The 22,373-nt window shown below is 63.3% G+C and carries 23 protein-coding genes and 3 tRNA genes; 15 read left to right on the top strand and 11 right to left on the bottom strand.

Annotation, left to right across the window (positions count from 1 at the left end):
* The first annotated feature begins 62 nt into the window (after positions 1–62).
* The 12 genes from ABNU97_RS08395 (at position 63) to ABNU97_RS08340 (ending at position 9,561) form a co-directional block, all read left to right on the top strand.
* Complete coding sequence (locus tag ABNU97_RS08395; RefSeq protein WP_348766286.1) at positions 63–995, top strand: metalloregulator ArsR/SmtB family transcription factor; 933 nt, start codon at positions 63–65, stop codon at positions 993–995.
* Entirely contained in the window at positions 992–1,732 is a 741-nt protein-coding gene (locus tag ABNU97_RS08390; protein ID WP_348766285.1) for a VTT domain-containing protein, read from the top strand. Before ABNU97_RS08395 ends, ABNU97_RS08390 begins: the two co-directional genes overlap by 4 nt.
* Positions 1,733–1,786: 54 nt before the next feature.
* Positions 1,787–2,293 carry a Na+/H+ antiporter subunit E gene (locus ABNU97_RS08385; protein ID WP_348766284.1) on the top strand — a complete coding sequence of 169 codons (507 nt, stop codon included), beginning with the start codon at positions 1,787–1,789 and terminating at the stop codon, positions 2,291–2,293.
* On the top strand, positions 2,290–2,580 hold the full coding sequence (locus ABNU97_RS08380; RefSeq protein WP_348766283.1) for a monovalent cation/H+ antiporter complex subunit F: 291 nt from the start codon (positions 2,290–2,292) through the stop codon (positions 2,578–2,580). The genes ABNU97_RS08385 and ABNU97_RS08380 overlap by 4 nt, the downstream gene beginning before the upstream one ends.
* 39 nt (positions 2,581–2,619) lie before the next feature.
* The gene (gene mnhG, locus ABNU97_RS08375; protein ID WP_293624018.1) at positions 2,620–2,934 is read left to right on the top strand and encodes a monovalent cation/H(+) antiporter subunit G; all 315 of its coding nucleotides are present in this window, start codon (positions 2,620–2,622) and stop codon (positions 2,932–2,934) included.
* A 169-nt stretch (positions 2,935–3,103) separates the two neighbouring features.
* The gene (locus tag ABNU97_RS08370; protein ID WP_348766282.1) at positions 3,104–3,670 is read left to right on the top strand and encodes a DUF4040 domain-containing protein; all 567 of its coding nucleotides are present in this window, start codon (positions 3,104–3,106) and stop codon (positions 3,668–3,670) included.
* Entirely contained in the window at positions 3,670–4,122 is a 453-nt protein-coding gene (locus tag ABNU97_RS08365; protein ID WP_348766281.1) for a Na(+)/H(+) antiporter subunit B, read from the top strand. The genes ABNU97_RS08370 and ABNU97_RS08365 overlap by 1 nt, the downstream gene beginning before the upstream one ends.
* Positions 4,119–4,640, top strand: a complete 522-nt coding sequence (locus tag ABNU97_RS08360) for a cation:proton antiporter subunit C (protein WP_348766280.1) — start codon at positions 4,119–4,121, stop codon at positions 4,638–4,640. Before ABNU97_RS08365 ends, ABNU97_RS08360 begins: the two co-directional genes overlap by 4 nt.
* Positions 4,637–6,127, top strand: coding sequence for a monovalent cation/H+ antiporter subunit D family protein (locus tag ABNU97_RS08355; protein ID WP_348766279.1), 1,491 nt, complete (start codon positions 4,637–4,639; stop codon positions 6,125–6,127). Before ABNU97_RS08360 ends, ABNU97_RS08355 begins: the two co-directional genes overlap by 4 nt.
* A complete protein-coding gene (locus ABNU97_RS08350; protein WP_348766278.1) occupies positions 6,124–7,581 on the top strand; it encodes a monovalent cation/H+ antiporter subunit D family protein in 1,458 nt (485 codons plus the stop codon). Before ABNU97_RS08355 ends, ABNU97_RS08350 begins: the two co-directional genes overlap by 4 nt.
* A 20-nt stretch (positions 7,582–7,601) precedes the next feature.
* Positions 7,602–7,865: a hypothetical protein gene (locus ABNU97_RS08345; protein WP_348766277.1), complete on the top strand. Its 264-nt coding sequence runs from the start codon at positions 7,602–7,604 to the stop codon at positions 7,863–7,865.
* A gap of 1 nt (position 7,866) precedes the next feature.
* Complete coding sequence (locus ABNU97_RS08340) at positions 7,867–9,561, top strand: Na(+)/H(+) antiporter subunit D (RefSeq protein WP_348766276.1); 1,695 nt, start codon at positions 7,867–7,869, stop codon at positions 9,559–9,561.
* Between the two features lie 70 nt (positions 9,562–9,631).
* On the opposite strand, the gene dnaQ is transcribed toward ABNU97_RS08340, so the two are convergent.
* The 3 genes from dnaQ to ABNU97_RS08325 are packed head-to-tail and all read right to left on the bottom strand — an operon-like array spanning position 9,632 to position 11,578.
* Positions 9,632–10,357 carry a DNA polymerase III subunit epsilon gene (dnaQ, locus tag ABNU97_RS08335; RefSeq protein WP_348766275.1) on the bottom strand — a complete coding sequence of 242 codons (726 nt, stop codon included), beginning with the start codon at positions 10,355–10,357 and terminating at the stop codon, positions 9,632–9,634.
* 34 nt (positions 10,358–10,391) lie between these two features.
* A complete protein-coding gene (rnhA, locus tag ABNU97_RS08330) occupies positions 10,392–10,832 on the bottom strand; it encodes a ribonuclease HI (RefSeq protein WP_348766274.1) in 441 nt (146 codons plus the stop codon).
* Positions 10,829–11,578: a methyltransferase domain-containing protein gene (locus ABNU97_RS08325; RefSeq protein WP_348766273.1), complete on the bottom strand. Its 750-nt coding sequence runs from the start codon at positions 11,576–11,578 to the stop codon at positions 10,829–10,831. The genes rnhA and ABNU97_RS08325 overlap by 4 nt, the downstream gene beginning before the upstream one ends.
* A gap of 35 nt (positions 11,579–11,613) precedes the next feature.
* On the opposite strand from ABNU97_RS08325, the gene gloB reads away from it, so the two are divergent.
* The 3 genes from gloB to ABNU97_RS08310 are packed head-to-tail and all read left to right on the top strand — an operon-like array spanning position 11,614 to position 14,939.
* Positions 11,614–12,390, top strand: coding sequence for a hydroxyacylglutathione hydrolase (gene gloB, locus ABNU97_RS08320; RefSeq protein WP_348766272.1), 777 nt, complete (start codon positions 11,614–11,616; stop codon positions 12,388–12,390).
* Positions 12,380–14,119 carry a LysM peptidoglycan-binding domain-containing protein gene (locus tag ABNU97_RS08315; protein WP_348766271.1) on the top strand — a complete coding sequence of 580 codons (1,740 nt, stop codon included), beginning with the start codon at positions 12,380–12,382 and terminating at the stop codon, positions 14,117–14,119. The genes gloB and ABNU97_RS08315 overlap by 11 nt, the downstream gene beginning before the upstream one ends.
* 37 nt (positions 14,120–14,156) lie before the next feature.
* Entirely contained in the window at positions 14,157–14,939 is a 783-nt protein-coding gene (locus ABNU97_RS08310; RefSeq protein ID WP_348766270.1) for an enoyl-ACP reductase, read from the top strand.
* 260 nt (positions 14,940–15,199) lie between these two features.
* On the opposite strand, the gene ABNU97_RS08305 is transcribed toward ABNU97_RS08310, so the two are convergent.
* The 8 genes from ABNU97_RS08305 to ABNU97_RS08270 form a co-directional block, all read right to left on the bottom strand.
* Positions 15,200–17,080, bottom strand: a complete 1,881-nt coding sequence (locus tag ABNU97_RS08305; protein ID WP_348766269.1) for a SurA N-terminal domain-containing protein — start codon at positions 17,078–17,080, stop codon at positions 15,200–15,202.
* 220 nt (positions 17,081–17,300) lie between these two features.
* Positions 17,301–17,377: transfer RNA gene (locus ABNU97_RS08300), tRNA-Asp, on the bottom strand.
* Positions 17,378–17,512: 135 nt separating this feature from the next.
* Positions 17,513–17,589, bottom strand: a tRNA-Asp gene (locus tag ABNU97_RS08295).
* Positions 17,590–17,601: 12 nt separating this feature from the next.
* Positions 17,602–17,677: transfer RNA gene (locus ABNU97_RS08290), tRNA-Val, on the bottom strand.
* A gap of 43 nt (positions 17,678–17,720) precedes the next feature.
* On the bottom strand, positions 17,721–17,993 hold the full coding sequence (locus tag ABNU97_RS08285; RefSeq protein WP_006915476.1) for an HU family DNA-binding protein: 273 nt from the start codon (positions 17,991–17,993) through the stop codon (positions 17,721–17,723).
* Positions 17,994–18,211: 218 nt separating this feature from the next.
* Entirely contained in the window at positions 18,212–20,599 is a 2,388-nt protein-coding gene (gene lon, locus ABNU97_RS08280; protein WP_348766268.1) for an endopeptidase La, read from the bottom strand.
* 147 nt (positions 20,600–20,746) lie between these two features.
* Positions 20,747–22,024, bottom strand: coding sequence for an ATP-dependent Clp protease ATP-binding subunit ClpX (gene clpX, locus ABNU97_RS08275; protein ID WP_293624002.1), 1,278 nt, complete (start codon positions 22,022–22,024; stop codon positions 20,747–20,749).
* Positions 22,025–22,121: 97 nt separating this feature from the next.
* On the bottom strand, positions 22,122–22,373 hold a 252-nt coding region (locus ABNU97_RS08270), incomplete at its 5' end, for an ATP-dependent Clp protease proteolytic subunit (RefSeq protein ID WP_348766267.1).

Below are 22,373 nucleotides of genomic sequence, written 5' to 3'. Positions count from 1 at the left end.
CCGATCGCTCGGGCCACCTGACGGCTGGCACCGGTATCTTTCTTTGTTCCGGTTCGTTGCGAATGCTCGATCTTGCCGATAGCACCCAGCTTCTGCGCCTGCTGGCCGAGCCCACCCGGCTGCGGCTGTTGCTGCTGCTTATCGACCAGCCGATGACGGTCGCGGAACTCACCAACGTCACCCAGCTCACCCAGAGCCGCGTATCGAGCCATCTGGCACGGCTGCGCGAAGCCGAACTGGTGCAGGATCGCGCGGTGGCGAACGCCCGTTTCTACAGCGTGGACGTCAAACGCTGGCACCACGATATGCGTCCGCTCTGGGGGGCGCTGCTGGATACCCTGGACGATGCCGTGGTGCATCGCGACCGCGAGCATGCAGCAGCGATCGTGCGCCAGCGCACGGCGCGCAGCAGCTGGGTGGAGTCGGTCGCGGGCAGCATGGAACGCCAGTATTCGCCGGGTCGAACCTGGGAAGCCATGAGCCGTGCGCTCATCGAACTGCTCGAACTGGGCGATGTCCTCGATATCGCCTCGGGCGACGGCGTACTTGCCGAACTACTCTGCCGACGCGCCCGCCACGTGACCTGTGTCGATCGCAGCGCAGCGGTCATCGATGCCGCACGTACCCGCCTGAGCCAACAGACCAACGTGGGTTTTCGAATCGGCGACATGCATGCGCTGCCGTTCGACGACGCCAGCTTCGACCAGGCCTTCTTGCTGCATGCGTTAAGCTACAGCGAAACACCCGAAACCGCGCTGACCGAAGCCGCCCGCATCCTGCGCCCCGGCGGGCGCCTGACGCTGGCCACCATCGGCCGACACGAACATGCGTCGACGGTCGCCGCCTACGACCACGTCAACCTCGGCTTCGAGGTCGCCCAGCTGAGCACATGGCTCGAAACCGCGGGCCTGCAGGTACATGACTGTGCCCAGCGCGCGCGCGAGCCGCAGCCACCCTATTTCCGAGTGATCACCGCCAGTGCGAGCAAGCCATGACTGAACAATCGTCGCGCCGCCTGTCGCGCCTGATCGCGGGCGCGATCTGGGGCACGCTGCTGGTGGCGGCGCTGGTCTGGATCTATGTTCAGGATCTGTCGATTCGCGAGATCATGCGCCTGGTCTACGAGTACGTGGTGGACAACCCGTTCGCACCGCTGGCCTATATCGTGATCTACGGGCTGCGTTCGCTGACCTTCTTCCCGGCGATGTGGCTGACCATCGCGGCCGGCAGCCTGTTTGGCTTCGGGCCCGGCCTGGTCTATGCGCTGATCGGCGAGAATCTATCCGCCAACATCGCCTATTTCATGGCCCGCTTCTTTCGCAGCGAAGAACACGCCCAGGACCACAAGAACCCCCGTATCGCCGCGTTCCGCCGGCTGCTCGTCGAGCAGGCCTTCCCTACCACGGTGGTTCTGCGCGCCTCGTTTCTGCCGTTTGACCTCGTCAACTACGCCTGCGGGCTGCTGCGCGTGCCGTGGGTGCCCTACTTTCTGGCCAGCGTCATCGGCATGCTGCCGCCCATGATTACGTTCGTGAGCTTCGGCGCGACCGTCAACCTTCCCGATCTGCTCGCGCAGCAGACGTTCTCGCCCGAGCAACTCATTGACGCGAAACAGCTGATGATTTCGGGCGGGCTGCTGGTGGCCAGCGCCGTGATCGCCTTTTTCGCGCATCGACGCCGCAAGACGCTCGCGGCCCGGGCCGAACGCCGGGCCGCCGCCGATTCCGATTGACGGGAACCCGGGCGCTTTGTAGCCTTCAGACAAGCAACTTTTTTCGGGGACCGCGTGCGCTATTTGCTCGGGCTGATCATCGGCGCTGCCACCCTGTGGCTGCTACTGTCGGGCGTTTACAAGCCCATCGTGCTTGGCCTGGGCGGCTTTTCGGTGCTGTTCTGTGCCTATGTATGCCATCGCATGGGCATTGTCGACCGCGAGAGCGTGCCTTTGCATCTGCTTGCTCGCCTGCCGCTGTATGCGCTCTGGCTGGGCGGCGAAATCGCGAAATCCAACTGGGATGTCGCCAAACGCATCGTGTTGCCGGAGCGTCGTATCTCGCCGACGATCGTGCGCCTGCGCGCCCATCAGTCGAGCGAGCTCGGCCAGGCGATCTTCGCCAACTCGATCACTCTGACGCCCGGCACGGTGACCGTGGCGCTGCGAAGCGGTGACGCCATCGTGCATGCAATAACCGAAGACAACGCCACGGATATGGAAGGCGGCGACATGGACCAGCGCGTGCGCCGGCTCGAACGTCCCTTCGGCGCGCCCGCACGCCGCGAGGAGACCCCATGATGTTTCTCGTCGCCATCATCGCCATTGTCGTCACCATGCTGCTGATTCTGGTGCGCGCCCTGCTCGGGCCCACGGTCTACGACCGCATCCTGGCCATCAATCTGTTCGGCACCAAGACCGTGCTGTTCGTGGCGGTGCTGGGCTTTCTCAACGGCCGGCCGGAGTTTCTCGATCTCGGCCTGATCTACGCGCTGATCAATTTCATCGGCACGGTGACGGTGCTCAAGTTCATGCAGTACGGCGATCTCGGCTGGGAAGCCGCGAGCAAGGAAAAGCCCGATGTATGAACCGGCCCGTTCTTACCGCACCGTCCTGCGGGTTCTGGGATGAATGCGCTTATCGATACCGCGAGCTGGATTTTGCTCGCAGGCGGCGCGTTGTTCAGCGTGATTGGCGGTATCGGCATGCTGCGCATGCCCGATTTCTATACGCGCATGCATGCGGCTTCGGTCACCGATACCGCCGGCATGATCCTGATGCTTGCCGGGCTGATGCTACAGGCGGGTCTTACGCTCGTGACCGCGAAGCTCGTATTCGTGATGCTGTTTTTGCTGATCACCAGCCCGACCGCGACCCATGCCCTGGCCCGTGCCGCGCTCGAAGACGGGATCGAGCCGCAAGTCGATCACGACAAGCGTTGATGCCTGCGCCGACCGATAACCGCCGGGCGTTCGTTGACGCCCGCCACCCCGGCCTGCGGATTACGGTCCGTGCGCTGCACGGGGCGTGGTGTAGCATGAGACCGTCGCCACGCCAGCACCCCGTGACGAAGCGTTCGTCGCCGCGGTTCACCGACAACAGGATTGCCAAGTGACCACGGATATCGCGCTCAACATCGTTCTGCTGAGCTTCATGGCTATCGTCGGCATGGCGATCGCACGGCTGCGCAACCTGTTCCCGGTAGCCATGCTCACCGGGCTGTACAGCCTGCTCTCGGCCAGCCTGTTCACGCTGCTCGACGCCGTCGATGTCGCGCTTACCGAGGCCGCCGTCGGCGCCGGTGTGACCACCGTGCTGTTCCTGGCAACCTTCGGCCTGACGCGCGCACGCGAAAAGCCGGTACCCCGCTCGCGCACCCTTATTGGCCTGGCGGTCACGATGCTCACCGGGGCGGTGCTGGTGTATGCGAGTCTCGACATGCCCCACTTCGGGTCCGCCGATACCCCGGTGCAGACGCATCCGCTGCGCGATCGCTATCTCAACCAGATGAGCGAAGAGATCGACGTGCCGAACGCGGTAACCGCCGTACTCGGCAGCTATCGTGGCTACGATACGCTGGGTGAGGTCGTGGTGGTGTTCACCGCGGGGATCGGGGTACTGATGTTGCTGGGCGTGGCCTGGCATCGTCCGCGCAAGTCCGACAAGCGAGAACAGTAATGCGTGAACATACCGTCTTGCGGGTGGTCACCAAGGTTCTGATCGCCCCCATCATCCTCTTCGCTCTGTATGTGCAGTTTCATGGCGACTACAGCCCGGGCGGCGGTTTCCAGGCCGGCGTGGTGTTCGCGGCGGCGATCATCCTGTATGCGCTGATCTTCGGCCTGGCCGAGGCGCGGCGCGCGGTATCGCCCAACCTGCTGCGTATCACCGGTGCGCTCGGGGCGCTGATATTCGCCGGCACCGGTGTCTATTCCCTGCTGCGCGGCGGCAACTTTCTCGACTACGACTATCTCGCACACGATGCGGTGCATGGCCAGCACTACGGGCTGTTGCTGGTCGAGTTCGGCGTCGGGCTGACGGTGGTGTCGGTCATTACATCGATCTTCTACGTCTTTGCCGGCCGCGGCCGCCGCAACGACGACGAACAACCGCCCGGGGACGCACGATGAGTCTGGCGTCGATCGCCGATAACTTCTTCGGCCTGTTCAATTACTGGGTGGTCATCGTGCTGATGATGATCGGTTTCTATACCGTCATCTCCCACGACAACCTGGTCAAGAAACTCATCGGTCTGAACCTGTTCCAGACGGCGGTGTTCGTGTTTTATATCAGCATGGGCAAGATCAGCGGTTCGACCGCGCCTATCCTCATGTCGGGCAAGGGCAGCGAAGACGTGCTCTATGCCCATCCGTTACCCCATGTGCTGATCCTGACCGCGATCGTGGTCGGGGTATCCACCACGGCTCTGGGCCTGGCGCTGGTGGTGCGTATCAACGAAGCCTACGGCAGTATCGAGGAAGACGACGTTCTCGAGGCCGACTTCGAAACACAGGAAGAAGAAACCGAGGAAGAAGCCGAGCGTACGGCCCGTGCCGAGGCACGCCAGGAGCGCGAAAGCGCCCAGCAGGACCACGACGACGGCCGTGAAGAAGACGAAGCAGACGACGATCGGGAGACGCGCTCGTGATCGAAGCCTTTTTCGCCCAGATGCCGGCCCTGGTCATCGTCCTGCCGTTGCTGGCCGCGCCGATATGCGTGCTGCTGCACCGTGGCGGCCCCTCGTGGTTCGTCTATCTGCTCACGACCTGGGCCTGTTTCGGCCTGGCCTTTCTGCTGTTCGTTCAGGTCAAGATCGGCGGCCCCATCAGCTACGCGATGGGCGGCTGGGCGCCGCCGTTCGGCATCGAGCTGCGACTCGACGCGCTCAACACCGTGGTATTGCTGCTGGTTAGCGGCATCGCCGCGATCAGCAGCGTCTATGCCAAGGCCAGCGTGGCCGCCGAGATCGCCAGTGAACGGGCCTATCTTTTCTATGCTGCCCTGCTGCTGTGCTTCTGTGGCCTGGCCGGCATCACCGTCACCGGCGACGCATTCAACCTGTTCGTGTTCCTGGAGATTTCATCGCTGTCTTCGTACGCGCTGATCGCGATGGGCTCGAAGCGCCGGGCGCTGCTTTCGGCTTTTCAATACCTGATCATGGGCACGATCGGCGGCACCTTTCTGCTGATTGGCATCGGTTTTCTGTACATGATGACCGGCAGCCTCAACATGGCCGATATCGCCGCCCGCCTGCCGGCGGTTGCCGATACGCGAACCGTGGAAGCAGGACTGGCCTTCATCGTGGTCGGCACCAGTCTCAAGTTCGCGCTATTCCCGGTTCATGTCTGGCTGCCCAACGCCTATACCTATGCGCCGTCGAGCGTAAGCGCCTTCATCGCGGCCACGGCCACGAAGGTTGCGGTGTATGCGCTGATGCGCTTTCTGTTCACCGTGTTCGGGGCCGCCTATGCCTTCGACCAGCTGCCGCTGGGCGAGGTGCTGCTGGTCTTGTCGGTCGCCGCGATGCTGTCCGGCTCCATGGCCGCGATCTTCCAGACCGACGTCAAGCGTCTGTTGGCGTGGTCGAGCATCGCCCAGATCGGCTATATCGTGATGGGCTTCGCGCTGGCGAGCACCGCTGGTGTAACGGCGTCGGTGGTCCACATGGTCAATCACGGGCTGATCAAGGGCGCTTTGTTCATGGCCGTGGGCGCGATGTTCTGGCGTCTGCGTACCATCTCGCTCAACGATATCGCAGGCCTTGGGCGGCAGATGCCCATCACGTCGGCAGCGTTCGTGGTCGCCGGGCTTTCACTGATCGGCGTGCCGGCCACCGGCGGTTTCATCAGCAAATGGGTGTTGCTGGAGGCGGTCATGGCCCCCGGTCACTACTGGCTCGCCGCCGCCATTCTGGTGAGTTCGCTCATGGCGCTGATCTATATCGGGCGCGTTGTGGAAGCGCTTTATTTCCGTGAACGCCCCGAGGGACACCCCGCGGTCGGCGAGGCGCCCGTGCTGATGCTGGCGGCGACATGGACTCTCGTGCTCGCCAATATCGCGGTCGGTCTGTATTCGACGCCGCTCGTCGGTGCTGCCGAACGCGCGGCGCGTGCGGTGCTGGGAGACGGCGTATGAGCGCGCAATGGCTTGGCTGGCTGGTCGCTTTTCCGGCGTTGATGAGTTTGCTCGTGGCTGCCTGCGGGCGCTGGCCCAATGTTCGCGAGTCGGTGAGCGTCGCCACGGCGGCCGTGCTGTTTGCCGGCATCGCGCTGTTCATTGATCCGGTCACCGCCGGTGAACGCCCGTCGCTGACGCTGTTCGAAGTGCTGCCCGGCATCGGTCTGACCTTCACGCTCGAACCGCTCGGGCTGCTGTTTGCCCTGGTCGCCTCCGGGCTGTGGCCGCTGACCACGATCTATGCCGCGGGTTACATGCGCGGCAACGAAGAACATGCCCAGACGCGCTTCTTCGTCTGCTTCGCACTCGCGATCTCGGCAGCCATCGGCATTGCCTTCTCGGGCAATCTGCTGACGCTTTTCATCTTTTACGAGATGCTCACGCTGTCGACCTACCCGCTGGTAACGCACCACGGCGATGTCGAATCGCGTAACGGCGGCCGCGTCTATCTGGGGATTTTGCTGACCACGTCGATCGGCTTCTTCCTGCCCGCGATCATCATCACCTACCTGATCACCGGCACCATCACCTTCGATGACGCTGGCCTGTTCGGCGACGCCGGGCTTGGCGTGCTTGCCGTTGGCGCCCTTTATGCGCTGTTTCTTTACGGCACCGGCAAGGCCGCGCTCATGCCGTTCCACCGCTGGCTGCCGGCAGCGATGGTCGCACCGACGCCGGTTTCGGCACTGCTGCACGCCGTGGCCGTGGTCAAGGCCGGTGTTTTCATCGTGCTCAAGCTCACGGTGTACGTTTTCGGCGTCCAGTTTCTGGCCGATACCGGTGCTTCCGAATTGATGATGTGGGTAGCCGCGTTCACGGTTCTCGGCGCGTCGCTGATCGCGATGACCCGCGACAATCTCAAGGCCCGCCTCGCCTATTCCACGGTCAGCCAGCTGTCGTATATCGTGCTCGGGGCGACCATGGCGTCGAGCTTCGGCATTCTCGGCGGGGGCATGCATATCGCCATGCACGCCTTTGCCAAGATCACGCTGTTCTTCTGCGCGGGGGCGATCTATACCGCGACCCACCGCAAGTACGTCAGCGAGCTGGACGGTCTCGGCTATGCGATGCCGATCACGTTCACCGCGTTTTTCATCGCATCGGTATCGCTGATCGGCATCCCGCCCATGGGCGGCATCTGGAGCAAGTGGTATCTGATGGAAGGGGCGGCCGACTCCGGTCATATCGCCATCATCATGGTTCTGGCGCTGAGTTCGCTGCTCAATATCGTCTATCTGCTGGAAATTCCGACGCGGGCGTTCTTTCACAACCCACGCCCGGATACCCCGCGCAGCTGGCACGAGGCGCCCTGGGCCTGCGTGATTCCGCTATCCATCACCGCGGCCGGTTGTATCGTCTGGTTCTTCTATCCGCTGCCGCTTCTCAAACTGCTTGCGCCGTGGGCGCCGTAGCAATACGAGGTGAATTCGCCATGTTGATCGAACGCAACCCGCAGCAGTACCGCCGGCCAAGTACCCTTGCGCGTACCCGCTGGGCGCGCGTGCTCTATGTCGTATGCGCGCTCACCCTCGTACCCAGCCTGTTCATTCATCCGCACGCAGAGTTCGGTTTTGCGGAAATGCCCGCATTCCACGCCCTGCTGGCGTTCGTGACCGGCGTTGTGCTGGTACTGGCTGCCATCCTGCTGCGCCGCCTGATCATGCGCGGCGAAGACTACTACGAGCACCGCACCTGACATGCTCCCTGCCTGGTTGAACAACCCGGGGATGCTGCTGATTATCGCCGGCAGCGTGATTCCCCTACTGCCCTACCGCCTGCGTATGGTCGTACTGCTGGGCGCGCCTGCTGCGAGCCTGCTCTGGCTCTGGCAGATCCCGCTCGGCACCACCACCACGATGGCGCTGCTCGACTACACGCTGACCCCCATGCGCGTCGACGGCCTCGCCTTCACCTTCGGGGTGATCTTCAACGTGGCCGCCTTCCTGTCTGGCGTGTACATGTGGCATACCCACAGCCGCCTGGAGCCGGCGGCCGCGCTGATCTATGCCGGCTCGGCGCTGGGCGCGGTGCTCGCGGGCGATCTGATCACGCTATTCATGTTCTGGGAGGTCACCGCGATTGCCTCGGCGCTGCTGCTGGTGATTCGCGGGCTGCGTGACGCCATGATCGTGGCCCGGCGCTACCTGCTGGTACAGATCGGCTCGGGCCTGTTCCTGATGGGCGGGGCCGCGATCTATATCCATGCCACCGGCGATATCGCCTTCGGCCACATCGGCCTGGATGCGCCCGGCGGCTGGCTGATCCTGTTGGCCTTCGGCATCAAGGCGGCCTTTCCCTTGCTGCATAACTGGCTGCAGGATGCCTATCCCTCGGCCAGCGCCACCGGCACGGTGGTCCTGTCGGCCTTCACGACCAAGATGGCCATCTATGCCCTGGCCCGCGGCTATGCGGGCACGGATCTGCTGATCCCGATCGGCGCGGTGATGACGATATTCCCAATCGTCTACGCCATGCTTGCCAACGACCTGCGGCGGGTACTGTCCTACAGCCTGAACGTGCAGCTCGGCTTCATGGTGGTGGCCGTGGGTATCGGCACCGAGCTGGCGCTCAACGGCGCTGCGGCCCATGCCGTGACCCATATTCTGTACAAGGCGCTGTTGTTCATGTCCATCGGCGCCGTGCTGCACCAGACCGGGCACGTACGAGCGACCGAACTCGGCGGGCTGGCCCGCCAGATGCCCTGGACGACGGCGTTCTGCGTTATTGGTGCCGCCTCTATCAGCGCCTTTCCATTCATGGCGGGCTTTGTCAGCAAGTCTCTGATTCTCAAGGCAGTGGCCTACGAACACTGGCCCGGAATCTGGATCACGCTCACGGCAGCCTCGGCCGGCGCGTTGCTGTATGTCGGCATCAAGATTCCCTACTTCGCGTTTTTCGCGCCCAACGATCAGATCGAATGCAAGGAAGCGCCGCTCAACATGCGTCTGGCCATGGGCTTGACCGCGATCGCCTGTATCGCCCTCGGCCTGGTGCCTTCGCTGCTGTATTCGATCCTGCCCTATCCGGTCGACTACAACCCGTATACGGCCAGCCATATCGTCAGCCAGCTGCAGCTGCTCGCGTTCTCGGCGCTGGTATTCTGGCTGGCCTGGCGGGCCGGGCTATACCCGTTGCCCAAGCGTGCCGTGCACCTGGATACCGACTGGGTCTATCGCATGCTGCTGCCCCGCTTCGGCTATGTGGCGGAACGCGTCTATCACGCCGTGCTGGCCAAGTTCGGCAGCGGCATGAACAACGTGACCGACCGCGGCATGGGGCGCCTGCGCCTGCGCTATGACGCCCGCGGGGTTATGTCGCGCACCTGGAGCACCGGCTGGATGACGCTCTGGGTCGCCATATTGCTGGTGGTCTATCTGGTGCTCTATTACTGATCGCGAGCGCGGTCCGAGCTGCCCCACCGACAGGGCAGTTCGTGGCAAGGCAAGTTCTGTATAACCTCTTCTAGGCTTCGTCGAGGCTGCGCCACAGGCAGCGATCGCCGCTGGCCTTGGCCAGCATTTCCAGATAGCGCGCGTGGGCGGCCTGCTCCTCGTCGCTGGCCCGCGTGACCCGTGGCCGACCTGCTGCACGGGCCAAATGCTCGGCCAGCCCGGCGGTCGCCATCGCACCGGTTTCGGCGTTGTCTTCGGCGGCCAGCCCGATATCGATCTGGCCGCCCGTCATGGCCAGATAGACATCACCCAGCAACTGCGCGTCGAGCAAGGCGCCGTGCAGTTCGCGGTTGGAGTTGTCGATCTCGAAGCGCTTGCACAGGGCATCCAGGCTGTTGCGCTGCCCCGGGTAGAGCTGGCGTGCCTCGACCAGCGTGTCGATCACCGGCTGGCGGGCTTCCAGGGGTTCATGGGCCGGGTTGACGGTCTTGAACTCGTGATTGAGAAAGCCCAGATCGAACGGCGCGTTGTGGATGATCAGCTCCGCGCCTTCAAGATACTCCGCCAGCGTCTGCGCGATTTCGGCAAAACGCGGCTTGTCGGCAAGAAAATCAAGGGTGATGCCATGCACGTCGATGGCGCCCTGATCGATCTCGCGATCCGGGTGGATATACAGATGCAGATCGTTGCCGGTCAGCCGGCGATTGGCCAGTTCGACACAGCCCACCTCGATGATGCGATGCCCCTGGGCAGGCTCCAGGCCGGTGGTTTCGGTATCGAGAACGATCTGTCGCATAGGCTTTTGCTCGGGTTTGGGTCGGGACGCGTGGCTAGCGCTTCATCTCGTCGATGCCCCGGTTGGCCAGGGCATCCGCGGCTTCGTTGCCGGGATCGCCGCTATGGCCTTTCACCCAGTGCCATTCGATATCGTGGCGCAGGGTGGCTTCGTCCAGGGCACGCCAGAGGTCGTCGTTCTTGACCGGCTTTTTTGCCGCGGTCTTCCACCCGTTGCGCTTCCAGTTGTGCATCCAGCTGGTGATGCCCTGGCGCACGTAGTTGGAGTCGGTATGCAGCTCGACACGACAGGCGCGCTTGAGCGCGTTCAGCGCTTCGATCGCCGCCATCAACTCCATGCGATTGTTGGTGGTATTGGCTTCGCCGCCACACAGTTCGCGCGTATTTTCGCCGTGGCGCAGCAGCGCGCCCCAGCCGCCCGGGCCCGGGTTGCCGCGACAGGCACCGTCGGTATAGATCACTACGGGTTCGCTCATCGGCGGCATTTTACGCGATGCGAGGCCTGTCGCGCCAAGCCTACGGCCGCGCGTTTGCGCGCGCCCGGCAGCGATTTGCGAATAGGTGTATGCGGGGCGACCTGACGCCGTGCGCACAGCCCATAGGCCTGGGCGCACCAGGCGATACAGCGCGCGCTGCGACGATCCTCGCCAACCCGGTGATAGCCGCCGAAGAACGGAAAACCCAGGCCGTAACGCACCAGACGCTCGGGTTCGAACTCGAGCAGTCGCAGCCAATCGTATAGCCGCGAGGCGCTCGGCGGCGCCGAGCAGGGCCTGAAGCGTGGCGCACGCCGTGTCGGCAGGCCCTGGCGCAGTGCCCATAGCGATAACGGGTTGAATGCGAGAATCACCAGCTGGCCACGGGCGTTGAGCACGCGTGCGCACTCACGCAACAGGGCATGCGGCTCGGCAACCTGTTCCAGCGCATGGGTTAGCACCAGCGCATCAACGCTGGCGCTGGCCAGCGGCAGGTGACGACCATCAAACGCAATATCGGCCCGCGTATCCACGCCGAACCCCAGCTGCCACTGACAGAGCGTGCCGGCATGCGCGAGCGTGGCATGCCCATAGCCCCAGCGGCCGATCTGCACACAGCGATACCCGGTGAGGTTGGGTAGCAGCTGGGTCAGTACGCGCCGTTCATACTGCAGGAACAGCCGCGCACGCGGCGTGGCCAGCCACTCCGCAGAATCCGTGTACTTGCCAGGCAGGAATCGAAACAATTGATTTTGCCTCAGGCGGTTGGCAACATTCGCAGATGCTCGAGATCAAAGCACTTCCGGCACTGTCCGACAACTATATCTGGGTGGTCAAAGCTCAGGACAGCGACACGGTCGCCATCGTCGACCCCGGCGAGGCCCGTCCCGTACTGCAATATCTGTCGGAACATGGGCTTGCCGTGGGTGCCTACTTGATTACCCATCATCACGGCGATCACGTCGGCGGCCTCGACGACCTGCTTGGGAAGCATCCCGCGCCGGTCTACGGGCCGGCAGGCGAGGCGGATCGTATTGCGCAGATCACCCAGGCAGTGGCCGGCGGCGATCAATTCGCGCTCGATTTCCTGGGCGCCGATTTCGAAGTGATCGACGTGCCGGGACATACGCTCGGGCATATCGCCTACGTCACCCCGGGCGTGCTGCTGGCCGGCGACGCCCTCTTTCGCGGCGGCTGCGGGCGCGTATTCGAAGGTACCCATGCCCAGATGCAGGCGTCGCTGGCACGTCTGCGTGCGCTGCCCGAGGCCACCGAAGTCTACGGCGGGCACGAGTACACGCAGAAGAATCTGGCGTTCGCGCAGGCCGTCGAACCCGACAACCGCGCGATTGCCACGGTTATTCGCGAAGTCGATGCGCTGCGCGCCAACAACAAACCCACCCTGCCCGGCACCTTGGCCGAAGAACGAGATATCAACCCGTTTCTGCGCTGGGATCAGCCTGACGTGGTCGCGGCTGCACAACAACGCGCCGGCCGGTCGCTGACCGACGCCGGCGAGATTTTTGCCGTATTGCGTGAATGGAAGGATGCCTCTTAAGGCGGGTGGCGCGCTCGCCGCGCTGATCGCCTCGACCACGCTTGTATTTACCGGCTGCGCCACGCAGACGCCCAACCGTGCCCCGGTGCAGGAAACCGTTCGGCCGAGCAGTGCCACGGTCACGCCTGCCGATACTGCACCCGCGGTCGAAACCGACGATGTCGAAATCGAGGACGATTTCGACGAAGACGCGGAAGACGATCTGGAACTGGCCGGCGCCAGCGCAGCGGACTGGCCGGATCCACAGACCGATCTCTGGTCACAGATCCGCAACGGCTTCGAACTCGACGGCTACGGCAAGCGTTATCGCGTGCGCCGCTGGACACAGCAGTTCGCCACCCATCAACGCAATCTCCAGGCCTCGCTGGATCGAGCCCAGCCGTTCCTGTGGCATATCGTGCAGCGGATCGACGAACGTGGCCTGCCGACCGAGCTGGCCCTGCTACCCATCGTGGAAAGCGGCTACGACCCCTCGGCACGCTCGTATATGGGGGCAAGCGGTCTATGGCAGTTCATGCCGGGCACCGCCGACCATATGGGGCTGTCGCGAGACTGGTGGTACGACGGCCGCAACGACGTGATTGCCTCTACCGACGCGGCCCTGTCCTATCTGGACGATCTGCACCGCCGCTACGGCGGCGACTGGTTGCTCGCACTCGCCGCCTACAACGCCGGTCCCGGCCGCGTCGACGCGGCCCTTGCGCGCGCGCAGCGCGAAGACCCGGACGCGACCTACTGGGATCTCGAGCTGCCGCTGGAAACCACCGAATACGTGCCCAAGCTGCTCGCGCTGCGCCGCATCATGTTCGCGCCCGAACGTTTCGGTTTCGAATGGCCGACGCTGGATAACACGCCGCGCACACGCGCCGTCGAGCTGCCCGCTCAGACCGAAGTAGCCGTGGCAGCGCGTATGCTCAACATGTCCGAGCAGGATCTGCGCCGTCTCAATCCGGCACTGCAGCGCTGGGCCAGCGCGCCCGGCAGCGGCGCGACGCTACTGGTGCCGGCGGGCAAGGCCGACGCGTTCAAAAAGGCGCTGGCCGAAGCCTCGCCAAGCATGCTGGTGCAACGCAGCACCCATACCTACACGGTTCGACGCGGCGACGTGCTGGGCTCGATCGCAGCACGATACAACATGAGCGTGGCCGCCCTGCGCCAGGCCAACCGCCTGCGCGGCGATCGCATCCGGGTAGGTCAGAAGCTCACGGTTCCGCGCGCCGGTGATGCCGGCGACCCGGCCCCGGTGGCCGAACCCGCGGAAACCTATGTCGTGCAAACCGGCGATTCACTCTGGGAGATCGCGCAGCGCTACAACGTCGATGTAGCGGCGATGCGCAGCAGCAACCCGGGCGTGAGCGCCTCGCTGAGCCCGGGCCAGAAACTCACCATCCCCGGCTCGGCGTCGCCGCCCGCCCCCAGCACGCATATCGTCAAAAACGGCGACTCGCTCTGGGACATTGCCAACGCCAACGATGTAACCGTGGCCGACCTGCGCCGCTGGAACCGGCTGGAACCGAATACGCGGCTGCAGCCAGGGCAATCGATTGCCGTTGATGGCCCCGCGCCGTTGCCGGACTTCTACGAGGTCGAGACGGGCGACTCGCTGTGGTCCATCGCCGCACGTTTTTCGATGCAGGTAACCACCCTGCGCAGCTTGAACGATATGTCGTCGGGGAGCACCATTCGTCCAGGACAGCGGTTGCGCCTGCAGCCCGTGTCTTCGAGTTGATGGCAACCCGTTCGGCTTGACGCTTAGAGGAGAAGACATGGGATTTCTAGAAGGCAAGAAAGCAGTCATTACGGGCCTGGCCAGCGAGCGGTCGATTGCCTACGGCATCGCTCAGGCCATGCGCGCCCAGGGCGCCGAGCTCGCCCTGACCTATCAGGGCGACAAGCTCAAACCGCGGGTGGACAAGATGGCCGAGGAACTCGGCGCATCGATCGTACTGCCTCTGGACGTGACCCAGGACGAACAGATCGATGGCCTGTTTACATCGCTGAGCGAACACTGGTCGCAGATCGATATCCTGGTGCATGCGATCGGGTTCGCGCCGCGTGAGGCGCTCAACGGCAGCTATCTCGACACGCTTACCCGTGAAGCGGCCAACATCAGCCACGATATCAGCGCCTACAGCTTCGCGGCGCTGGCCAAGGCCGGGCGTTCGATGCTGTCGGAGCGCGCATCGCTGATCACGCTCACATATCTGGGCTCGACTCACGTCATGCCCGGTTACAACATCATGGGCCCGGCCAAGGCCAGCCTTGAGTCGAGCATGCGCTTCATGGCCGCCGAACTGGGTGCCCAGGGCATACGCGTGAACGCCATCTCGGCCGGGCCGATCAAGACCCTGGCAGCGGCCGGTATTCGCGGCTTTCGCGACATGCTCTCGCATGCGCGCGACGGCGCGCCTTTGCGTCGCAACGTGACCCAGGAAGAAGTCGGCAACGCGGCTGCCTTCCTCGGTTCGGACCTGGCATCCGGCATCACCGGCGAAGTGTTGTACGTCGACGCGGGTTATCACATCATGGGCGCTACCGCGGGCGCGTAAGCGGCCAACCCTCGACAAATGGAAAAAGCGGCCAACCGGCCGCTTTTTTTTGCCCGTCGTGCAAGACGGGCGGCCTGGCACGGCCACGATTCCCCATCCAGGCGCCATATCGCCGTCGGCCTTTCGCCAGCGCGTGCCAACGCAGACCCTGCCAACCACGCGCGCTGAAACCCGGACATAAAAAAGGCCGCAGCGCTGGATACGCTGCGGCCTTGTCGCATTCGCCGCCTCAAACTAGCACAGCGATCAGGCGACTCGGATCAGTTGATACGATCCTCGTTCACCTCGATATCGGTCTGGGCGCGCAGGTACTGGCCCAGCACCGCGTATTCGAGACCGGCGATGTACTCGCGCTGCTGACTGGCAAAGCGTTCGCGCGGGGTACCCGCCTCGTTCGCGGGCGCCTCCCTTACAGCATCCACCGCCACCAGCGCGACGCGACCGTCACGGGTCGCGGTCACCCGGTAGCCGGGGCTGTCTTCGCTGGGCTGCGGGATGTTGAAGGCCGCCTCCAGAATGCGCGGGTCGATATCGCGGTTCGAACGCTGTACGAAGCCCTTCTGCTCGAATGTGGCACCGCTTTCCTGTGCCAGCGCAGACAGCGCCGTACCCGACTTCACCTTGTCCAGAGCTGCGTTGGCGGCGTCCTGGGCCTTCTGGCTCGCCTGCCGGGCAATCACGCGATCACGAATATCATTCTTGACTTCATCCAGCGGCCGACGCTTGGCCGCTTCATGTTCGGCTACACGTACCACCACCTGACGCTCGGCACCGAGCTGAATAGGCGTGCTGTTGAGCTTGTCCTTGAGCACCGCGTCGGTGAACGCCGCCTTGCGAACCGCGTCGTACTGGCCGATACCCGGCCCTTCATCGCGTGTGATCCATTCGGTCGTCTGAATCTCCAGGCCCAGCTCGTTGGCCAGCGTATCGAGATCGTTGGGCGCTTCATAGGCAAGCGATTCAAGCCGGCTACGCTTGTCAGCGAACGCCTGCTGCGCCTGCTGCGTGCTCGCCATCGCCTTGAGCCGAGACTGGACTTCGGGATCGTCGAAAGCCGGCTCGCTGGCCGCCGTAACGTTCGCCAGATGCACGAGATACCACGCCTGGGCACCCTTGACCGGCGTGGACGTCTGACCGGGCTCCAAGTCGAACAGCGCCTCGGCTACGGCCTGTGGCAAATCAGCGCGGGCGGCGTTGTCGATGGCTTCGTAATCGCTGTCCTCACCGGCATCAGCACGGGTTTCAAGATCGTCGGACCCGCTCGCCAGCGCCTGAATCTTATCGCGTGCTGCGTCGGCGTCGTCGCCGATGGGCACCCGTACAAAACCGCCGCTGCGGCGCTCGGGCTGGCCGAACTGCTGCTTGTTGTCTTCGAACAGGGTACGCAGCGTCTGTTCGTCCGGCTCCCCGGCGTCGGCGGTGGCATTACTGCGATCAAGCGACACGTAGCGCAGCTTGACCCGCTCCGGGCGTTTGAAGGCGTCCGGATGTTCGTCGTAATAACTCTGAATCTGGGCATCGTCCACGTCGATGCTGTCGCGATAACTCGCGGGATCGAACGCCAGATAGCGCAACTGCCGCTGCTGGTTGGCCAGTCGATAAGACTGGTCTACTTCGGCAGGCGCCGCGAACGCGCTCTGCGTGATTTCGCCGCGCAGCTGCTGGCTGACCAGGTCCTGGCGCAGGCTGGCTTCATACTGGGCGGGCGCAATGCCTGCCTGGGCCAACAGCGCGCGATAGCGCTGGTTGGAAAACTCGCCGTTCTGCTGGAACTGCGGATTGCCGCGGATCGCGCCGAGCAACGCCCGATCGGTGACGCGATAGCCCGCCTGCTGGGCGTACTGGTCCATCACCTCGCGGTTGATCAGACCGTCCAGCACCGTCTGGCGCAGCCGCTGCGGGTCGAGAATGCTGGGATCGAAGTTGTCGCCCATCATCTGGCGCAGCCGCTGGTAACGCTGCTGATACGCGTTCTCCAGCTGATTACGGGTGATATCCGTACCGCCCACATTGGCAACGACGGGATCCGCCGAAGGGGTGAAGTATGAACCGATCCCCCACACACCGAAAACCAGCGTGATGACGGCAACGACGACATAGGCCAAGGGGCCGCTGGCGTTGTCGCGGATTCTCTGCAGCATTGATCGCGCTCCGGCGGATGGAATATTTCAAACGCAGCACCAAGCCCTGCCCTGTGCGCGCTTTATGCGAAGCCGCCATTGTGCCGCATACGCGACGCCCATGGGAGGCCCGACCTGCAACATCGGCCGCGAATCGCTCGCCAAGAACGACACGCATAAAAAAAGGCCCTCCGGAGAGGGCCTTCATTCTGTCCAGGCCAACGCGCACGTCGACAAAGACTGGCGGAGCGGACGGGACTCGAACCCGCGACCTCCGGCGTGACAGGCCGGCATTCTAACCAGCTGAACTACCGCTCCTGACCTATGGCTGGCCGGCTACCGATGCGATGCACCGCGAAACCTGCCCCAGCACTCATACAACAAAGAACAAAAAAGACCCTCGAAACGAGAGGGTCTTTTAGTGTCCTGGCCGACGCGTACGTCGACACGGATTGGCGGAGCGGACGGGACTCGAACCCGCGACCTCCGGCGTGACAGGCCGGCATTCTAACCAGCTGAACTACCGCTCCGAAACTTTATCGTGGTGGGTGCTGACGGATTCGAACCGCCGACATTCGCCGTGTAAAGGCGACGCTCTACCAACTGAGCTAAGCACCCTCTCCGGCGTGTTCGGTGTAACCGTTCACCCAGCGAAGGGGCGCTAGTTTACAGCGTCTTTCAACGCTTTACCAGCCTTAAAGCCGGGCGTTTTGCCGGCCGGGATCGTGATCGACTGACCGGTCTTGGGGTTGCGGCCCTGACGAGCGGCGCGCTCGCGCACAGAGAACACACCAAAGCCGACCAGCGACACCTTATCGCCTTTTTTCAGGGCGTCGGTCACGGCGTCGATCATGGCGTCCACGGCACGCGAGGCGTCGGCCTTGGACAGATCAGCGTCATCGGCGACCGCGTCGACTAGTTCGGTTTTGTTCATAGCAAGTATCCCCTGAGGAATGAAACGAAAATTCTATGTAGTGCCGACCGAGTCGGCACCTTGGCATACGCCCGATCGCGAACGCGTCGCCAACCTTGCGTGCTCACGGCGGCGTTTTCAACGCCGGACCGCGAGCAATAAGCCGCTTTTATACCAAGCGGCTGTTTGTACCGTCAACAAAGGCTTAGCCCTGATCACGGGATGCTGTCACGAGACCACTAATGCGCCCGCAGGCCGGCCGGATCGCTCTTGCCCGGCGCATCCGCGGCAGCGGCATCGTCGGCAAGCGGCTGGGGCTGACGCGTGAGCGCAATTTCGAGCACCTCGTCGATCTTGCGAACCGGTCGCACATCGAGTCGATTCTTGATGTTCGCCGGTATCTCCGCGAGATCCTTAGTGTTTTCGTGCGGGATAATAACAATTTTAATCCCGCCACGGTGGGCTGCCAGCAGTTTTTCCTTGAGCCCGCCAATGGGCAGCACGTCGCCACGCAGCGTGATTTCACCGGTCATCGCCACATCGGCACGCACCGGAATCTGGGTCAACGCCGAGATCATCGACGTGCACATCCCGATGCCCGCACTGGGCCCATCCTTGGGTGTTGCGCCCTCGGGCACATGAACGTGCAGGTCGGATTTCTGCATGAAATCGCGCTCGATGCCCAGCGTGGCCGCGCGCGAGCGAATGACGGTGAGCGCCGCCTGAATCGATTCCTGCATGACGTCGCCGAGCGAGCCGGTATGCAACGGCTTGCCCTTGCCGGGCACCGCCGCGGACTCGATCGACAGCAGCTCGCCGCCGACTTCCGTCCACGCCAGACCCGTGACCTGGCCCACGCCGTCGGTTTCCTCCGCACGGCCGTAGCGGAACTTGGGCACGCCAAGATACTTGTCGAGGTTGCGCTTGGAGACCTGGACCGAACCATCCTTCTCGGCGCTGATCAACTCCTTGACCACCTTGCGACAGATCTTGCTGATATCCCGCTCGAGATTTCGTACCCCGGCTTCGCGCGTGTAGCGACGAATGACGTCGGTGAGCGCGTTGTCGGAAATAGCCAGCTCTTCGTCCTTCAGGCCGTTCTCCTTCATGGCCTTGGGTACGAGGTAGCGCTCGGCGATATTGACCTTCTCGTCTTCGGTATAGCCCGACAGCCGGATGACTTCCATGCGATCGAGCAACGCCGGCGGGATGTTGAGCGTGTTGGCCGTGCACACGAACATCACCTGCGACAGGTCGTAGTCGACCTCAAGGTAATGGTCACCGAAGCTGTTGTTCTGTTCCGGATCCAGCACCTCCAGCAGCGCCGAGGCCGGGTCGCCGCGGAAGTCCTGGGCCATCTTGTCGACTTCGTCGAGCAGGAACAGCGGATTGCGCACGCCGACCTTGGCCATGTTCTGGATGATCTTGCCCGGCAGCGAGCCGATATAGGTGCGCCGATGGCCGCGGATTTCGGCCTCGTCGCGCACGCCGCCCAGGCTCATGCGCACGAACTCGCGGTTGGTGGCCTTGGCGATCGAACGGCCCAGCGACGTCTTGCCTACGCCCGGCGGGCCGACCAGGCACAGGATCGGGCCCTTGATCTTCTTCACGCGGCTCTGCACTGCGAGGTTTTCGATGATGCGCTCTTTCACCCGCTCCAGGCCGTAGTGGTCGGCGTCGAGCGTTTCCTGCGCGGTCTTGAGATCGATCTTGGTCTTCGAGCGCTTCTTCCACGGCACATCGACCAGCCAGTCGAGATAGTTGCGCACCACCGTGGCTTCCGCCGACATCGGCGACATGCTCTTGAGCTTGTTGAACTCGGTGGTGGCCTTTTTCTTGACCTCTTTGGGCATGCCGACCTTCTCGATCTTCTCTTCGAGTTCGTCGAGATCGTTCGGCGCGTCGTCGATTTCACCCAGCTCTTTCTGGATGGCCTTCATCTGCTCGTTGAGATAGTACTCGCGCTGGCTGCGCTCCATCTGCTGCTTCACGCGGCCGCGGATCTTCTTTTCGATCTGCAGCACCTCGATCTCGGCGTCGGTCTTGGCGACGATGTGTTCGAGGCGTTCCTGCGCGTCCGCAATCTCGAGCACGTCCTGGCGTTCTTCGAGCTTGAGGTTGAGATGGGCAGCGATGGTGTCGGCCAGGCGGCCGATCGAATCCATGCTCGACAGCGAAGGCAGCAGCTCGGCCGGCACCTTCTTGTTGAGCTTTACATAGGACTCGAACGTGGAAATGGCCGAGCGCATGAGCGCATCGGCTTCCGCGCTGTCGTCGGCGGCGTCGTCGATCACGTCCCAGCTGGCCACCAGGCTGCCGTCGGCTTCGTGCAGGTTGTGCAGGCGCGCGCGGTCTGCGCCCTCGACGAGCACCTTGACCGTGCCATCCGGCAGCTTGAGCAGCTGCAGGATCGAGGCGAGCGTGCCGACTTCATAGATATCGTCGGCGCCCGGATCGTCGATATCCGCCGAGCGCTGGGCGACCAGAAGAATCTTCTTGTCTTCCGCCATCGCCGCTTCCAGCGCTGTGATGGACTTTTCGCGGCCGACAAACAGCGGGATCGCCATATGAGGAAAGACGACGACGTCCCGTAGTGGCAGAACAGGTACCAGGGTGTTGTCCGTCATTGGACCCTCGCTTAAAAAGCGGCCGGCATGGTGCCGGCCACTGTGTATTTAACTATCTAGAATGCGGCTGGCTGCGCCGTTTTCAATCAACGCGTGGGCGAGAACCGCATTGCGCGGGACGGCGCCTTGCACGCCGTCCCTGCCGCTTCAGGCGCCCGCCCGGGTCGCATCCGCGTTTTCATAGACGATATACGGCTGGGCATCGCCCTTGACCACCGCCTCGTCGACCACGACCTTGGAGACGTTCTCCATGGCCGGCAGCTCGTACATGACGTCGAGCAGGATCGATTCGAGAATCGTGCGCAGGCCACGAGCGCCGGTCTTGCGTTCCATCGCGCGGTGGGCGATCGCCCGCAGGGCATCATCGCGCAGTTCCAACTCGCAGTCTTCCATTTCGAAGAGCTTGGCATACTGCTTGGTGAGCGCGTTCTTGGGCTCGCGCAGAATCGAGATGAGCGCGGTTTCGTCGAGCTCCTCGAGCGTGGCGATCACCGGCAGACGGCCGACGAACTCCGGGATGAGCCCGTACTTGACCAGATCCTCGGGCTCCACCGTCGCCAGCATGTCGCCGAGCGAACGCTGGTCGTCCTGACCCTTGACCTCGGCCGAGAAGCCGATGCCCGAGCGTCCCTTGCGGGTCTGAATGGTCTTGTCCAGACCGGCGAACGCGCCGCCCACGATGAACAGGATGCCGCCCGTATCCACCTGCAGGAACTCCTGCTGCGGATGCTTGCGCCCGCCCTGCGGCGGCACCGATGCGGTCGTACCCTCGATGAGCTTGAGCAGCGCCTGCTGAACACCCTCGCCCGACACGTCACGGGTAATCGACGGGTTTTCGGACTTGCGCGATATCTTGTCGATTTCGTCGATATAGACGATGCCGCGCTGCGCTTTTTCCACGTCGTAATCGCACTTCTGCAGCAGCTTCTGGATGATGTTTTCCACGTCCTCGCCGACATAGCCGGCTTCGGTGAGCGTGGTCGCATCCGCGATCGCGAACGGCACATCCAGCAGCCGGGCCAGAGTCTCGGCCAACAGCGTCTTGCCGCAGCCGGTCGGCCCGATCATGAGAATATTGGACTTCTGCAGTTCCACTTCGCCTTCGCCGGTTTCGGCATTGAGGCGCTTGTAGTGGTTGTACACGGCCACGGCGAGAATCTTCTTGGCCGACTCCTGACCAATGACGTAATCGTCGAGCACATGCTTGATTTCCTGCGGGCTCGGCAGACCTTTCTTGGACGGCTTGCTCGCCAGTTCCTCGCGCATGATGTCGTTGCACAGATCCACGCACTCGTCGCAGATGAATACCGACGGACCAGCGATCAGCTTGCGAACCTCGTGCTCGCTCTTGCCACAGAACGAGCAATAGAGGGTGCGGCCGGAGTTGGAATTCGAACCGCCGTTGCTGTTGGAGTCTTCCGCCATGTTCTAGGACCTCTTCAGTCTGGGCCTGCCATACACCCTGTATGGCATACCGGATAAACGCTTGTCACGGCTTTGCTGCCGTGGGCGAACAAAGCGCTTACTTGTTCTTATCGGCCGTCTCGCTCGAAAGTGCTGCCCGCGAACTCAACACGCCATCGATCACGCCGTATTCCTTTGCCGATTCCGCGCTCATGAAAAAGTCGCGCTCGGTGTCGTGCTTGATCTTGTCCAGCGGCTGACCGGTGTGATGCGCGAGCACTTCATTGAGCCGTTCACGCGCATGCAGGATTTCCCGGGCGTGGATTTCGATATCCGTGGCCTGGCCCTGGAAGCCGCCCAGCGGCTGGTG

It is taken from the genome of uncultured Salinisphaera sp. (assembly GCF_964012375.1).
GTDB lineage: Bacteria > Pseudomonadota > Gammaproteobacteria > Nevskiales > Salinisphaeraceae > Salinisphaera.
Note: the sequence above shows the minus strand (reverse complement) of the source record. Positions and strands in the feature narration are given on the sequence as shown.

Coding starts and splice junctions, on each gene's coding strand:
- ABNU97_RS08380 (WP_348766283.1), top strand. CDS start 2,290: ATGATGTTTCTCGTCGCCATCATCGCCATTGTCGTCACCATGCTGCTG.
- clpX (WP_293624002.1), bottom strand. CDS start 22,024: ATGGCGGAAGACTCCAACAGCAACGGCGGTTCGAATTCCAACTCCGGC.
- ABNU97_RS08395 (WP_348766286.1), top strand. CDS start 63: ATGCTCGATCTTGCCGATAGCACCCAGCTTCTGCGCCTGCTGGCCGAG.
- ABNU97_RS08365 (WP_348766281.1), top strand. CDS start 3,670: ATGCGTGAACATACCGTCTTGCGGGTGGTCACCAAGGTTCTGATCGCC.
- ABNU97_RS08310 (WP_348766270.1), top strand. CDS start 14,157: ATGGGATTTCTAGAAGGCAAGAAAGCAGTCATTACGGGCCTGGCCAGC.
- dnaQ (WP_348766275.1), bottom strand. CDS start 10,357: ATGCGACAGATCGTTCTCGATACCGAAACCACCGGCCTGGAGCCTGCC.
- ABNU97_RS08305 (WP_348766269.1), bottom strand. CDS start 17,080: ATGCTGCAGAGAATCCGCGACAACGCCAGCGGCCCCTTGGCCTATGTC.
- ABNU97_RS08340 (WP_348766276.1), top strand. CDS start 7,867: ATGCTCCCTGCCTGGTTGAACAACCCGGGGATGCTGCTGATTATCGCC.
- ABNU97_RS08315 (WP_348766271.1), top strand. CDS start 12,380: ATGCCTCTTAAGGCGGGTGGCGCGCTCGCCGCGCTGATCGCCTCGACC.
- ABNU97_RS08350 (WP_348766278.1), top strand. CDS start 6,124: ATGAGCGCGCAATGGCTTGGCTGGCTGGTCGCTTTTCCGGCGTTGATG.
- ABNU97_RS08360 (WP_348766280.1), top strand. CDS start 4,119: ATGAGTCTGGCGTCGATCGCCGATAACTTCTTCGGCCTGTTCAATTAC.
- ABNU97_RS08345 (WP_348766277.1), top strand. CDS start 7,602: ATGTTGATCGAACGCAACCCGCAGCAGTACCGCCGGCCAAGTACCCTT.
- rnhA (WP_348766274.1), bottom strand. CDS start 10,832: ATGAGCGAACCCGTAGTGATCTATACCGACGGTGCCTGTCGCGGCAAC.
- lon (WP_348766268.1), bottom strand. CDS start 20,599: ATGACGGACAACACCCTGGTACCTGTTCTGCCACTACGGGACGTCGTC.
- ABNU97_RS08285 (WP_006915476.1), bottom strand. CDS start 17,993: ATGAACAAAACCGAACTAGTCGACGCGGTCGCCGATGACGCTGATCTG.
- ABNU97_RS08390 (WP_348766285.1), top strand. CDS start 992: ATGACTGAACAATCGTCGCGCCGCCTGTCGCGCCTGATCGCGGGCGCG.
- mnhG (WP_293624018.1), top strand. CDS start 2,620: ATGAATGCGCTTATCGATACCGCGAGCTGGATTTTGCTCGCAGGCGGC.
- gloB (WP_348766272.1), top strand. CDS start 11,614: ATGCTCGAGATCAAAGCACTTCCGGCACTGTCCGACAACTATATCTGG.